Origin of the sequence: Streptomyces sp. NPDC002730 (genome assembly GCF_042888805.1) — a bacterium.
Taxonomy (GTDB): domain Bacteria; phylum Actinomycetota; class Actinomycetes; order Streptomycetales; family Streptomycetaceae; genus Streptomyces.
The window spans coordinates 1-13,390 of sequence record NZ_JBIAQG010000004.1 but is presented as its reverse complement, the minus strand read 5'-3'; the positions used below and the strand labels follow the sequence as shown (position 1 = coordinate 13,390).

Here is a 13,390-nt window from a genome sequence, read left to right as displayed (position 1 = left end):
GGGGCTCACCCTGTCTGGTCGGCGGCCACCGTCGTCAACGGCAGCATCCGGGCGATGGAACGGCGGCGGAGCATGAAGAGGACCTGCACGAGCAGTCCGAGAGTGGCGACGGTGACCAACATGGCCGAGGAGACAGCGATCTTCGGCGTCAGGTTGTACTGAATGTCGGTGAACATCTTCACCGGCAGCGTGGTCGCACTCGGCGACTGCAGGAACAGCGCGATCACCGTCTCGTCGATGGAGACGGAAAAGGCGAACAGCGCGCCCGCGACGAGACCGGGCCGGATGACCGGGAGATACACGAACCGTGCCACGGACGGTGTGCCGGCTCCCAGACTCTGCGCGGAGCGCACCAGCGCCGGATTCAGGCCGGAAAGGCTGGCGCGGACGGTGAGGAACGCGTACGGCGTGGCGATCACGGCGTGGGCGAGGCCGATCGGAAGAATCGTGCCGACGAGTCCGACGGAGTTGAAGAACTGGTAGAACGCCAGCGCCAGCACCACGGCGGGGACGATCATCGGGGCGAGGATCACCCCGGTCACCGCGGACCGCCCCGGGAACTGCCGCCCGTGCAGGGCCACTGCCGCGGCTCCGCCCAGCAGCACCGCGAGTACCACGGCGATACCCGCGGCCTGCAGGCTCGCCAGAACGGCCGAGATCCAGGCCGTGTCGCCGAAGAATCCGGTGACCGCGTCGGTGGAGATCCGATCCGGCGGGAAGGTGATGTACCGGCTGTGGTTGAACGCCATCGGCACCACGATCGCGGTGGGTACGACGAGGAACACGAAAACCGGGACTGCGGCGAGCAGCGCCGGGGAGAACCGAGAACTAGCCGACCTCATGGGCACCTCCCGCGCGGAGGATCCGCTGGTAGACCGCCACGAGCACGCTCACGATGGCGGTCAGCACAAGCGCGAGCGCGGAGGCGCCGGCGAAGTCGGTCAACTCCATTGCGTAGAAGTCGATTTGATTGGCAATCATCTGATCTCCCGGGCCACCGAGCACGACCGGTGTGATGAAGAAGCCGGTGCTGATGATGAACACCAGCAGCCCGGCGGCCGAGACGCCCGGCACAGTGAGCGGAAGGATGACCCGGCGGAAGACCGACAGCTCGCCCGCGCCCAGGGAGCGCGCGGCCAGCTCCAGCCGGTTGTCGATCGCGGCCAGCGCGGCGAAGATCGGGAACACGGCGTAGGGCAGGAGGTAGTGCACCATCCCCAGCACGACCGCGAACCGGTTGTGCAGCAGCGTCAGCGGATGGTCGGTGAGCCCGAGTCCCTGCAGGGCGCCGTTCACCAGACCGTTGTCCTGCAGGAGGACCGCCCAGGCGAAGTTCTTCACCAGGACTCCGGTCCAGAAAGGCAGCAGGACCAGGGCGAACAGGACGACCCGCGTGAGCGCGCCACTGCGCCAGATCGCCCAGGCCAGGAGGTAGCCGATCACGATGGTCGCGAGGGTGGAGACCGCGCTGATCTCGAACGTGTTGATCAACGACTTGATCACCAGCGGGTCTTCGAGCACCCGTTGGTAGGCCTGGTCTTCCATGCTGGAGGAGACGAGCGTCCCCAGCGGGGTGAGAAACAGGATGGCGTCGAAAGCGGCGATCGGCGCAAGGAGCAGCAACCACGTCCCGCGGACGCGGAACCGGCGTCCGCGGGACGTGTCGCAGGCCTGCGCAGGCGCTACGGCGGCGAGGGGCATGGTCAGCTTCCCGCCTGCCACAGCTTGAACCTCTGCTCCGTCGCCTTCAGGTTCTTCGCCCACCACTCGTCGTCGCGTACGAGAATGCTCTCCGCCAGCTTCGGACTGGTGGGAAGGGTGTCGGCGACAGCAGCGGGCAGCTTCGCGAGCGCGGGGGTGTTGGCCAGCGTCAGGTTTGTCGTCTGGTCGAAGTCGGCTCCGGCATCTGCGTCGTTGCTCATGAAGTTCATCAGCCGGAACGCCGCCTCCTTGTTCCTCGATCCCTTGGGGACGACGAAGTAGTCGCCGGCGAGGACACCGTTGGACGAGGAGAAGTTCAGCCTGGCCCCGTCCTTGCGAGCGGCGTTGATCCGGTTGTTGAAGCTGGTCGACAGCGTGACCTCGCCCGACGTCAACTGCTGGACGGGCTCCTGATTGGCCGTGTGGTAGATCAGCTTGTCGCGTCCGGGGTGCTTCGCCAGGTAACGCAGCGCGGCGTCCACATCCAGCGGATAGATCTTGTCGAACGGGATGCCCTCGGCCAGCCGCGCCGCTTCCAGTACCGAGCTGTCCGACAGCTGTCCGTACACCGAGCGCTTGGTGGGGTATCTGCCCTGGTCGAAGAACTGGGCCCAGTTCTTCGGTGCTTGCCCGTCGGGGATGTGCTTCTGGTCCCAGGCCATCACGAACAGGAAGCTCAGGTACTTGATGCCGTACTCCGCCTTCGCGTAGGAAGGCAGCCCCTTGTCGCTGATGATGCCGTAGTCGAACTTCTCGAGCAGGTCTTCGTTGACGGCCTGGACGTACTCCGGAGCCGTCAGCTCCACCAGGTCCCACTGCACGTCGCCGGAGTGCACCTGCGTCTTGAGGGCCGCCAGGCTGGTGTTGGCGAGCAGCGTCGAGCGGATGCCCGTCTTCTTCTCGAACGGCTTCAGGATGGTCTTCGTCAGCTGGTCGTTGTAGGAGCCGCCGTACGAGGTGACCGTCACGGTCTTGTTCGCCGGCGCGGTGTTGGTGGACTTGGTGCTGCAGGAGGTGAGCAGGCTTCCCGCGAACGGGACCCCCAGCGCAGCACCTGCTCCCGTCCTCAGAATCGACCGCCGGCTGATGGGTGTCGTTGGCTGCGTCATTTTCGGCACGGCCTCTCTTGGAATTTCCACGCATGCGGGAATCGGGCGATGACAACTTCAGGCTGAGCAAAGGGGGGATCTACGCCGTCTCGGGGCGGAGTGGAGAGTGCGGCCGCAACTCTGGGGCCGTCGACGAATCGCTGTGGCTTTGCGGGTTCCGCTTATGCCTTGGCGCGTCGCGAACCTATGGATCTCGAACAATCCATGATTCGTCGCGGTGGCTGCGTCACACCGCCGACCGCGTGCCGCAAACCATAGGGTTCGGTTGTCCGGCCGTCAACGATTGTTTTCCGGCAATCACACTCGGATGACGCCGGAGTGTGCCAGGCACCAACCCGCAGTAGAGGTGAAGGCGTTCCCCTTCGCGGAAGAACCGTCGCCTGCGCCAGTCAGCAACGGACCGCGGTCTCCGCGCCGGGCCCCGGCGGCAGCCGCCTCCGCAGCGGATCCGCGCATCCGCGCCGCGGTCCCGGCCGCGGCCTTGCACGCGGCCCGGCCATGCCACCGAAGACGGTGATCGGCACAGAACGGCTGACCTTTTCGAGCGACCTGGACCGTTTACGCACCCTTTCCGCATGTGCGGGACATCCACTGAGTGGCTGTCCAGTGGATGGAACGTACACTTCCGGCCCGCTGGTGCCCGGCCTAGGTTTCGTACCGCGAGACGGCAGTCGACCGTTCGCGGCCCCGGGCGACCCCCACGCAGGCCGTGCGGCACCGCCCCCGCACGCTCCACCCCCGCACCAAACCTGGGTCCGACGTCACACGGTCCCGGATCCCCTTTCTTGCGCCCTCTGGAATTCGCTCCACCGCGTTTTCCGCCCCGCTGCAACGACGCCCGCCAATTGCACAGCACCACGGTCCGGGCAGCCGCCTGACAGATCGGAGGATCGCATGGCCATCGTCCACTTCGTGATGAACGACTATGTGCTCCTCGCCGGCTCGCCGTCCCGTCCGTGCAGCATGAGTCAGTTACTCAGGACGTAACCGGGCGCTGCCATTCTCGTCCAGGGCCATGCAACCGATGCTGCCTGCAAAAATGTTGACGTTTCCTGGGCTCACACCATGCTGAATTCAGACCGAGGCTTCCGTCTTTCGCTCTCCTCCTTGAATTCTGCAGCCGATACTCGTGACCGACACATTCGGATCGCTCAGAAGGTCCGGCGCCTGCGACGCCGGGCGCGCGACGCCGGGTACGGACGCCTGGTGCGCGACGCCGCGCCCCGCGATGACCGCCAACTCGGCTGCCGCTGCGGTGAGTTGCACAAGTCGTTGGAGTCCACCGGATAACGGACACCGGAGGCTCCCAGTCGGACAAGAACTGGTCAAAAATTTGTGAGGTAATTGTCGAAACTCCGTCAAATTCGTTCGTTCGGTGGCACGCTCGGCGGTTGATCAACCCCCCACAGACCGAGCGATGGAGATCGCATGACCCCCCACAAGAACACCCGGCGCGCCGCTGCCCTCGTGGCCACGGCCGCCATGGTCGTCGTCGGCGTACAGGCCGGATCCGCGAGCGGCGCTCCCGGCCGGGCGGACGGCCCCACCCCCGCCCCGACGGGCGTTTCCACGCGGGACGCCGCCATCAAGTCCGCTCAGGCCGACGCCACTTCGGCCGCCGGCACGCTCGGCCTCGGCGCCAAGGAGAAGCTGGTCGTCCGTGACGTCATCAAGGACGCGGACGGCACGGTGCACACCCGCTACGAGCGCACGTACGACGGACTGCCCGTCCTGGGCGGCGACCTCGTCACGCACACCGCCAAGAGCGGCAAGTTCAAGGGCGTGGACAAGGCGAACGACGCCCGTATATCGGTGGCGACCACCGACGCGGTGCGTAAGGCCGCGGCCGGTGCCCGCAAGGTGATCTGGGCGGGCAACGGCAAGCCGGTCCTCGCCTTCGAGACGGTCAAGACCGGTGTGCAGAAGGACGGTACGCCCAGCAAGCTGCACATCGTCACCGACGCCACAACCGGCAAGAAGCTGCACCAGTACGAAGCTGTCGAGACCGGCACCGGCGCCAGCCAGTACAGCGGCGAGGTCCCCCTCTCCACCACCAAGAGCGGCTCCGGCTTCGAGCTCACCGACGGCGAGCGCGGCGGCCACAAGACCTACGACCTGAACCAGGGCCAGAGCGGCACCGGCAAGCTGCTCACTGACGACGACGACAAGTGGGGCAGCGGCACCAACGACGACCGGCAGACCGCCGGCGTCGACGCCGCCTACGGCGCCGCCATGACCTGGGACTTCTACAAGACCGAGCTCGGCCGCAATGGCATCGCCGACGACGGCAAGGCCGCGTACTCCCGGGTCCACTACGGCCAGTCGTACGTCAACGCCTTCTGGGACGACGACTGCTTCTGCATGACGTACGGCGACGGCGAGGGCGACAAGAAGTCCCTCACCGAGCTCGACGTGGCGGGCCACGAGATGAGCCACGGTCTCACCTCCCGCACCGCCAAGCTGGAGTACAGCGGTGAGTCGGGCGGGCTCAACGAGGCGACCAGCGACATCTTCGGCACCTCGGTCGAGTTTTTCGCCAACAACAAGAAGGATGTCGGCGACTACCTCATCGGCGAAGAGATCGACATCAACGGCAACGGCACGCCCCTGCGTTACATGGACAAGCCCAGCAAGGACGGGCAGTCCCTGGATGCGTGGAAGGCCGGCGCCGGCGACGTGGACGTCCACCACTCCTCCGGCATCGCGAACCACTTCTTCTACCTGCTGTCCGAGGGCAGCGGCAAGAAGACGATCAACGGGGTCGACTACGACTCCCCGACCTCGGACGGCTCGACGGTCACCGGGATCGGCCGGGAGAAGGCCTACAAGATCTGGTACAAGGCCCTCACCACGTACATGACCTCGACGACCGACTACAAGGCCGCCCGTGAGGCGACCGTGAAGGCAGCCAACGACCTGTACGGAGCAGACGGGGCGGAGGCGAAGACAGTCGCCGCCGCCTGGGGCGCGGTCAACGTGAAGTAACCGGCTTCCGCCTGCCGTAGAACCAGGTGTTCCTGAGGTCCATCAGGTCCTCGCGGGACTTCTTCACGGAGTACGCCGTGAAGAAGTCCCGCGAGCCTTGACGACCGTACGGACGGCCATCACGACCCGCGCTCGGGCTCCGAGATGCCCGTGACTCAGGTGAGTCTCAACGAGCTGAGCCGCCGCGTCGGTCTGGCGAAGTCGAATGTGCTGCGCTACTTCGAGTCCCGCGAGGCCGTACTGCTCGAACTCCTTGACGCCGCGTTGCGCGAGTGGCTGGAGCAGCTCGACCACGCGCTCACGACAGCCGTCGACACCGGTGCGGCACCGGCCGAGCGCCTGCGGCCACGCGCCCGAAGCTCTCCGCTATACGTCGCGCGATCGGAGCAGCAACCCACCGCCGAGCAGCGCGGCGACCGCCCACAGGACCGGCACGCCGAGGCGGACCGCTTCGGCAATCTCCGAGCCTGGGCGGGCCCAGGCTGCCCCGATCCATACCCGAAACCCGACGCGACGCAGCACGAAGAACTTCTACAGGAAGCGGCTCGTCGACTGCGCCCGGTGCGGATAGGGGAACGACTCGTCGCCCTGGCCCAGCACCGTGGCGAGGCCCTGGGTGCCATGGCCCTGGTCGGCGCTGCGGCAAGCACCGGTGAGCAGGAGGAGTTCACCCTCGCCCACGCGTGCACCGTGCTTGCCCTGGAACTGGCCCATCTGCGAAACCTCGCCGAGGTCGAGTTGCGGCTGCGCCGTGAGCTGGTGGACGATCTGATCACCGGCACCGATGACGAGAGTGCCTGCACCCGGGCCGCCGCTGTCGGCCATGACCTGCACGGACCGCACTATCCGGCCGTGCGGCCGCAAGTCTGCGGATGCGGTCATTGCTGGCCAACGGTCGGAATGGCCGTCCTTGTTTCTCAAGGGCGGCCGCGGGCAGAAGCGCTGCACCAGGTGGTGGTCCGCGAACTGGGCTCACCCACCGGTTCGGTCGGTGTGGGCGGCCGTTGCGACGTCCCCGGGATTCCGCGCTCGTTCCAGGAAGCGCTGCGGTCGCTGGAGGTCCGCCAACGCTCGCGGTCACCCAACGGCACCACGGCCTTCGACGAACTGGGCCTCTACCGCATCCTCGGGCCGGGAGGCTATTACCGGGAGGTCAGTCAGTTCTGACGTCGACAGACGGCTGCGGCGACCTGATCATCCCGCTGGTGAAGGCCCACCCGAAGGTATGGCTCAGCGGCATGGTCGTGGAGAATCCGTACGACGTGGGTCCCCATGCGGAATCCCGCCCCACGGCAGTCGGCGAGAGCTGACGAGCCCGAAGTACGAAAACCCGGCAAGCCATTGGGCGGACTGGTTTTTTCAGGAGAACGCGCGTGTCCACGCGGCATTTTCTCTGTTTGGGTGGCGTGACGGGCGGCGGCTGATTCATTAACCGCTGCACTGCAGGGGCTTTAAAGCCATCTTGATATGCAATTTCCTGTTCAGCTGGTTAGCGGTACGGAATACCTTCTCGGTGTCAGAGGAACTTCGTTTGGTGGCTGTTGCACGCCCCCAGCGCGGCTCACTTCAGGCGCACGCCACTCGCATGCAGTAAGACCCGTGAGCACCGACGGCTGGGCGACCGCGGCCCACTACAACGGCGAGATCGGGGCTTCCTGCAAGCGTCCGGCGCCTAGGACCTGTGGCGTCGTCGAGAGCCGCTGCCTCGCCGACACGGTCGAGTTCGAGTGGCAACCCGACGGTGAACGGCGGAGACTGAGGGCACGGTTTTGTAACCGGACAAGAGGTCACGACCTCGTGGCTTCCGGATTACTCGCTCCGGCCATCGGCAAGCGCGAGGACAGGGTGCCGACCGTAATGACCGATGGTGGTCGAAAATGCCTCAAGGAGCTCGCATGGAGGAGAAATCCGTCGAAGTCCTGACGCCCGGGCCGGATGAATCTGCAATCCCCAAGCGCAGGTACACCGGCCCGAAGACCGGCATCGAAAGAGACCTCGCCGAGTTGCTGGCTGACGTCGTGTGCGTCGAGCAGGTGTCGGTCGACAGCCACTTCTTCGATGACCTCGGCGCCAACTCGTTGGTCATGGCCCATTTCTGCGCCCGGGTCAGGAAGCGGACGGACCTGCCGTCAGCCTCGATGAAGGATATCTACCGGTACCCAACGATCCGTGGTCTGGCGACGGCGCTCGCGGAAGCCTCGCCCACCCCTGTCGAGTCGTCGGTCCCGGCGTCGCCCGAGGTGGTGACACCTGCCGGCACGCTGCAGTACGTCCTCTGCGGAACGATGCAGTTCCTGATTTTCCTCGGGTACTGCTTTCTCGCCGGACTTGTCACCGCCCGAGGCTACGAGTGGGTCTCGGCCGGCTCCGGTTTGCGCGGCATCTACGTGCGGTCGGTCCTCTTCGGCGGCTCCGCCTTCATCGGCCTGTGCACGTTGCCGATCGTGGCCAAATGGATCCTCATCGGTCGATGGAAGCCCCGCGAGTTCCCAGTCTGGGGTCTGACCTATCTGCGCTTCTGGACCGTCAAGGCGCTGGTCCACGCCAACCCGATGATTTTCTTCATCGGCAATCCGCTCTACGTGCTGTACCTGCGTGCCCTCGGCGCGCGGATCGGAAAGGGCGTCACGATCCTCTCCCACACCGTTCCGGTCTGCACCGACCTGCTCACGATCGGCGCCGGCACGGTAATCCGCAAAGACTCGTTCTTCCTCTGCTACCGGGCGCACGCCGGCCGTATCCAGACCGGCCGGGTCACCCTCGGCCGGGACGTGTTCATCGGCGAGAAGACCGTGCTCGACATCGACACGTCGATGGGCGACGGGGCGCAGCTCGGCCACACGTCCGCGCTGCAAAGCGGCCAGGTGGTCCCGGACGGCCATCGGTGGCACGGATCCCCGGCACAGCGCACGGAGCTTGACTACGTGAGAGTCGCGCCGGCGGATTGCAGCACGCTGCGCCGGGCCGGCTTCGGCCTCCTCAGCGTGCTCCAGCTGTTCTTCCTGTACGTGCCGCTGACCATCGGGGGCGCGTACATGCTGGTGACCGAGATTCCGGCGGTGGGCAACCTGCTGGGCCCGGGCACGGTGGGGTTCACGTCTCCGAGGCTCTACATCGACGCGCTGGCCCTTTCCCTCGTGCTGTTCCTCGGCTTCCTCGTCGTGGGCCTTGCCATGATGTTCACCGTTCCACGCCTGCTGAACCTGGTGATCGAGCCGGACAAGGTCTATCCGCTGTACGGCCTCCATTACTCGGCCCACCGGGCGATCACGCGCATGACCAACATAAAGTTCTTCAAATGGCTCTTCGGCGACAGCTCCTACATCGTCCACTATTTGCGCGGCCTCGGATACGACTTGTCCCATGTCGAGCAGACCGGGTCGAACTTCGGCACGGAAGTGCAGCATGAGACGCCGTATCTGAGCTCTGTCGGCAGCGGAACGATGATCGCCGACGGGCTCTCCATCGTCAATGCCGACTTCTCGAGCACGTCCTTCCTCGTATCCCGAGCGTCGATCGGGCCACACAACTTCCTTGGGAACAACATTGCCTTTCCCTCGGGGGCCAGGACGGGCGAGAACTGTCTCCTCGCGACGAAGGTGATGATTCCGCTCGACGGTGAGGTCCGCGAGGGGGTGGGCCTGCTCGGATCGCCGTGCTTCGAGATTCCCCGGTCGGTGGAACGCGACAGCCGGTTCGACCATCTCCGGACCGGGGACGAGAAACGCCGCAATCTCGCCGCAAAGAACCGCTACAACATCCGCACGATGGGATTCTTCCTGTTCGTGCGGTGGCTGCACTTCTTCGTGCTCACGGTGTTCGGCCTCGCGACCGTCGACCTGTACGGTGTTTTCGGGCAGGTGATTATCGCCGCGTCCCTGGCGCTCACCCTAGGGTTCACCGCTGTCTACTTCGTACTGGTGGAGCGTGGCATTGCGGCATTCCGTGCGCTGCGGCCGCAGTTGTGCTCCATCTACGAACCGTATTTCTGGTGGCACGAGCGCCTTTGGAAGGTGCCTGATGAATACCTCAACGTCTTCAACGGCACCCCGTTCAAGAACGTCATCTGGCGAATGCTGGGTGTCCGGCTCGGCCGCAGGGTATTCGACGACGGCTGCTATCTGACGGAGCGGACGCTCACCACCATCGGGAACGACTGCACGCTCAACGCGGGGAGCAAAATCCAGTGCCATTCGCAGGAGGACGGCACCTTCAAGTCCGACCGCAGCACGATCGGTGTCGGCTGCACCCTCGGTGTCGGCGCCCACGTCCACTACGGCGTGACCATGGGCGACGCCGCAGTGCTCGCCCCCGACTCCTTCCTCATGAAAGGCGAGGAAATGCCCCAGCACGCGCGGTGGGGGGGAAACCCAGCCACCGAGATGCGAGACCACTATCAGCCTGAGGCACTCGTGCGGCAGGGGCAGCAGGACCATCTCGGTCAGCGCGCTCAACTGGCTGAACTACATGGCCACGGTGAGTGAAGGGCGAAGAGGATGGGAGTGCAAGTGGAAGCCGACCGCGAGTTCTGGCGCGGTGTGCTCGTTGCCGGTGGATTCACCGAGATCCCGCGGTGGACGCTCAATCCGGTGCCGGGCGTCGTCGAGTACGAGGCGGCGATCCCGGACGACGTCGTGGCGGCGTTGTACCGGCTGGCGGAGGAGCTGGAGGTGCCGCTCAGTTCGGTGCTGCTGGCCGCGCACGCCAAGGTGCTCGCCGCGCTGTCGGGCGAGCATGAGGTCGCGACCGGCTACGTCGCCGTGGAGGGCGGCCGGCCGTTGCCCTGCCGGCTGACGACCGAACCAGACTCGTGGCGGGCGCTGCTGCTGAACACCCATCGGGTCGCCTCGGAACTGCTGTCGCACAAGGACTTCCCGGTCGATGATCTCAGGCGCGAGCTGGAGCTGAGCGAACCGTCGCTCGAGATTGCGTTCGATCCGACCGGTGACGGCGGCGATCTCGCCGAAGGCACCGCGCTGTGGGTGGGATTCTCGCAACACGTCGGCCGGCGTGTGCTGCGGCTGCGCTACCGGACCGACGTGCTCGACGCGGACTGCGCCGCCAGGATCGCGGGCTACCACCTCACCGCCCTCACGCTGATCGCCGCCGATCCGGACGCCGGGCACGGGTGGCAGAGTCTGCTGTCCGCCGAGGAACTCCGCTTCCAGCTCGAGGGGCTGGCCGGACCGCGCCGGGAGTTGCCGGACCGCCGGGTGCACGAGCTGTTCGAGGAGCGGGTGCGGGCGCATCCGGATGCCGTCGCAGCCGTGCACGGCGAGAGGCAGTGGACGTACCGGGAACTCAACGCCCGCGCGAACCGGCTGGCACGCGCCCTGCTGGCCCGCGGCCTTGGCCGCGAGGGCGTCGTGGCGGTGGTGACGGAGCGCAACCTGGACTGGCTGGCCGCCGTGCTGGCGGTCTTCAAGGCCGGCGGCGCATACCTGCCCATCGAGCCGCACTTCCCGGCCGGGCGCATCGCGACCACGCTCTCCCGCGCCGAATGCGGGCTCGTGCTGACCGAACCCGGCAGCACCACCACCCTCGACCAGGCCCTCGACTCGCTGCCCGCAGTCCAGACGCTGGTCATCGACGCGGCCTACGAAGAAGACCATCCCGACGGTGATCCCGGCATCGACGTCGCGCCGGACCAGCTCGCCTACATCTACTTCACCTCCGGCTCCACAGGCGAGCCGAAGGGCGCGATGTGCGAGCACGCGGGCATGCTCAACCACCTCTACGCCAAGATCGACGATCTGGGCATCGGCAAGGGCCAGGTCGTGGCCCAGACCGCGCCGCAGTGCTTCGACATCTCGCTGTGGCAACTGCTCTCCGCGCTCCTGGTCGGCGGTCAGACCCTGCTGGTCGAACAGGAGGCGATCCTGGACGCCCAACAGTTCCTCGACACGATCGTCGACGGCCGGGTCGGCGTGCTCCAAGTCGTCCCGTCCTACCTTGAAGTCGTTCTGTCCAGTCTGGAGCAGCGCCCCCGCGAACTGCCGGACCTGCGGTGCGTCTCGGTCACCGGCGAAGCGCTGAAGAAGGAGCTCACCCAGCGCTGGTTCGCGGCAGAACCCGGGATCAAGTTGGTCAACGCCTACGGGCTGACGGAGACCTCCGACGACACCAACCACGAGGTCATGGACCGGGTGCCGGACCGGATCCTGCTCGGCCGCGCGGTCAACAACGTCCACGTGTACGTCGTCGACGAACACCTCACACCGGTGCCGCTCGGCGCCCCCGGTGAGATTGTCTTCTCCGGGGTCTGCGTCGGCCGCGGGTATGTCAACGACCCGGAGCGCACCCGGCTGGCTTTCATGGCGGATCCACACCGAAAGGGCCGGCGGCTCTACCGGGGCGGTGACTTCGGCCGCTGGCACCCGTCGGGGAAGCTGGAGTTCCTCGGCCGCCGGGATGCCCAGGTCAAGATCCGCGGGTTCCGGATCGAGATCGGCGAGATCGAGAACACCCTGCTGCGGGTACCGGGTGTCCGCGACGGCGCGGTAGTGGTCGCCGAGCGGACCGGCCAGAGCAAGTACCTGGTGGCCTTCTACTCCGGCCGGCAGCCACTCGAGGCCGACGTCCTGCTGGACCGGCTGAGTGCGTCACTGCCCGAGTACATGGTCCCGTCGGTCTTCCACTGGCGGGAAAGTCTGCCGCTGACGGCCAATAGCAAGATCGACAGGAAGACGCTGACGGCGCTCGCCGAAGAACTCGACACAGTCGAGGACGACTACAGCGCGCCGAGTACGCCCACAGAACAGTGGCTGGCGGCCGCATGGGCGAACGTCCTCGGCATTCCGCAGGACCGGATCGGTCGGCGGGACCACTTCTTCGACCGGGGCGGCACATCGCTGTCGGCAGTGAAGCTGGCAATCACCCTCGACCGTGCGGTGACCCTGAAGGATGTCACCCGTCACCCGGTCCTCGCCGATCTGGCCGGGCTGGTCGACGGCCGGTCCGACCGGAGCTCCGGGCTGCTGCAGTCACTGTCGGAATCGGACCACGCGCGGGCCGGTGCCCTGTTGTGCTTCCCCCACGCCGGCGGCAACGCGGTGAACTTCCAGCCGCTGGCCAGAGCACTGCCGACCGGCGGCCTGGCGGTCTACGCCGTCGAGCTGCCAGGTCACGACGTGGCCGCCGAGAGCGAGCCGTTCGCGCCGATCGCAGAGGTGGTTGAACAGGTCATCGCCGAGATCACCCGGCGTGGCCTGACCAGGATCCTGCTGTGGGGCCACTCCTCGGGCACGGCGTTGGCCGTGGAGACGGCCAGGCAGCTGCAGGAGCGCGGAGTGGACGTCCAGCGGGTGTTCCTCGGCGCGCAGCTGCTCGGCGACGCCACCGACCGGCGCGCCGCCATCACCGAGCTCACCGGGCGGAGCGATGCCGAGATCGCCGCGGCGCTGGGTACGGACAGCGGCTACACCGAGCTCGGTGAGCTGGATGCGCAGCGCGCCGAGCATGTCGGTGCGGCATACCGGCACGACTGTGTGTCCGCGCACCGCTATTTCGCCGATGCCCTGGACGCGCCGCCGAGGGTGAAGCTGTCCGCGCCGGTCACCGTCGTCATTGCCGCCGACGACCCGAGCACGGCGGAG

The 13,390-nt window shown here is 66.6% G+C and carries 8 protein-coding genes and 1 pseudogene; 6 read left to right on the top strand and 3 right to left on the bottom strand.

Annotated features, from left to right (window positions below; all coding sequences use genetic code 11):
• Positions 1-5: 5 nt before the first annotated feature.
• The 3 genes from ACFYXH_RS11360 to ACFYXH_RS11350 are packed head-to-tail and all read right to left on the bottom strand — an operon-like array spanning position 6 to position 2,810.
• A complete protein-coding gene (locus ACFYXH_RS11360; RefSeq protein WP_389561852.1) occupies positions 6-842 on the bottom strand; it encodes an ABC transporter permease in 837 nt (278 codons plus the stop codon).
• Positions 829-1,722 carry an ABC transporter permease gene (locus ACFYXH_RS11355; RefSeq protein WP_389561851.1) on the bottom strand — a complete coding sequence of 298 codons (894 nt, stop codon included), beginning with the start codon at positions 1,720-1,722 and terminating at the stop codon, positions 829-831. Before ACFYXH_RS11355 ends, ACFYXH_RS11360 begins: the two co-directional genes overlap by 14 nt.
• Positions 1,704-2,810, bottom strand: coding sequence for an extracellular solute-binding protein (locus ACFYXH_RS11350; RefSeq protein ID WP_389561850.1), 1,107 nt, complete (start codon positions 2,808-2,810; stop codon positions 1,704-1,706). The genes ACFYXH_RS11355 and ACFYXH_RS11350 overlap by 19 nt, the downstream gene beginning before the upstream one ends.
• A 1,428-nt stretch (positions 2,811-4,238) precedes the next feature.
• Here ACFYXH_RS11350 and ACFYXH_RS11345 point away from each other — a divergent pair.
• The 6 genes and pseudogenes from ACFYXH_RS11345 to ACFYXH_RS11320 form a co-directional block, all read left to right on the top strand.
• Complete coding sequence (locus tag ACFYXH_RS11345) at positions 4,239-5,795, top strand: M4 family metallopeptidase (protein ID WP_389561849.1); 1,557 nt, start codon at positions 4,239-4,241, stop codon at positions 5,793-5,795.
• Positions 5,796-5,936: 141 nt separating this feature from the next.
• Positions 5,937-6,134, top strand: a pseudogene (locus tag ACFYXH_RS11340) (TetR/AcrR family transcriptional regulator); the annotation flags it as partial.
• 282 nt (positions 6,135-6,416) lie between these two features.
• Positions 6,417-6,962: a PucR family transcriptional regulator gene (locus tag ACFYXH_RS11335; RefSeq protein WP_389562234.1), complete on the top strand. Its 546-nt coding sequence runs from the start codon at positions 6,417-6,419 to the stop codon at positions 6,960-6,962.
• Between the two features lie 432 nt (positions 6,963-7,394).
• Positions 7,395-7,718: a hypothetical protein gene (locus ACFYXH_RS11330; RefSeq protein WP_389561848.1), complete on the top strand. Its 324-nt coding sequence runs from the start codon at positions 7,395-7,397 to the stop codon at positions 7,716-7,718.
• Positions 7,691-10,279 carry a Pls/PosA family non-ribosomal peptide synthetase gene (locus ACFYXH_RS11325; protein WP_389561847.1) on the top strand — a complete coding sequence of 863 codons (2,589 nt, stop codon included), beginning with the start codon at positions 7,691-7,693 and terminating at the stop codon, positions 10,277-10,279. Before ACFYXH_RS11330 ends, ACFYXH_RS11325 begins: the two co-directional genes overlap by 28 nt.
• A gap of 12 nt (positions 10,280-10,291) precedes the next feature.
• Positions 10,292-13,390: amino acid adenylation domain-containing protein (locus tag ACFYXH_RS11320; protein WP_389561846.1), on the top strand; the 3,099-nt coding region annotated here is incomplete at its 3' end.

Coding starts and splice junctions, on each gene's coding strand:
- ACFYXH_RS11325 (WP_389561847.1), top strand. CDS start 7,691: ATGGAGGAGAAATCCGTCGAAGTCCTGACGCCCGGGCCGGATGAATCT.
- ACFYXH_RS11335 (WP_389562234.1), top strand. CDS start 6,417: ATGGCCCTGGTCGGCGCTGCGGCAAGCACCGGTGAGCAGGAGGAGTTC.
- ACFYXH_RS11350 (WP_389561850.1), bottom strand. CDS start 2,810: ATGACGCAGCCAACGACACCCATCAGCCGGCGGTCGATTCTGAGGACG.
- ACFYXH_RS11360 (WP_389561852.1), bottom strand. CDS start 842: ATGAGGTCGGCTAGTTCTCGGTTCTCCCCGGCGCTGCTCGCCGCAGTC.
- ACFYXH_RS11345 (WP_389561849.1), top strand. CDS start 4,239: ATGACCCCCCACAAGAACACCCGGCGCGCCGCTGCCCTCGTGGCCACG.